General features: G+C 40.0%; 1 protein-coding gene. It reads left to right on the top strand.

Going from position 1 to position 678, the window contains the following annotated elements:
• Positions 1-535 (top strand): YidC/Oxa1 family membrane protein insertase (locus ACRCJ0_RS17850; RefSeq protein ID WP_431391478.1); only part of this gene is annotated, 535 nt, incomplete at its 5' end.
• Between the last annotated feature and the right edge of the window lie 143 nt (positions 536-678).

Genomic DNA, 678 nt, shown 5'->3' with positions numbered 1-678 from the left:
GTCTATGTTTGGTGGTATGGGTTGTTTACCATTATTACTACAATTACCAATCATCTCTGGTTTATACACTGCTATCCGCGTGAGTGAACCAATTGCTAGCTCTGAATTCTTCGGTATCTCACTTGGAGAATCTCATATGGTATTAGCCGTTATCACCATTGTAATGTACTTGATCCAATCATTCATTACCTTGCAAGGTGTGCCAGAAGAGCAAAAAGCACAAATGCGTTCTACCCTATTCATGACACCAGTTATGATGGGATTCATCGTATTTACAACACCAGCCGGATTAACACTTTACTTCTTAGCAGGTGCAATCTGGTCAATTCTACAATCATTATTTACAACTTTCTACTTCAAGCCAAGAATCCAGGCAGAAGTTGATAAAGAAATGGCTGAGAACCCAATCAAGGTGAAGAAGCCTTCTAGCGGCCGTAAAGATGTGACTGATTCTGTTAAGAAAGAACCTACAAACAAACGCCTAACAATTAATGACAGCAAAACAAACCGTAATGCTGGCAAACAACGTAAATAACAACTGATAACACAGTAAAAGCCCTCTGACTTGGCGTTCTATGCGCTAGCCAGAGGGCTTTTCTTATGCTATTAAAAAGTGCATAAAAGGGTTTGTGACAGCAGCTCTGCCACAAACCCTTTTTATATAGCTGAATAGCTCGT

This window comes from Aerococcus sp. L_32, assembly GCF_050689315.1.
The sequence above is the reverse complement of the archived record's forward strand: the minus strand, read 5'-3'. Positions and strand labels throughout refer to the sequence as shown.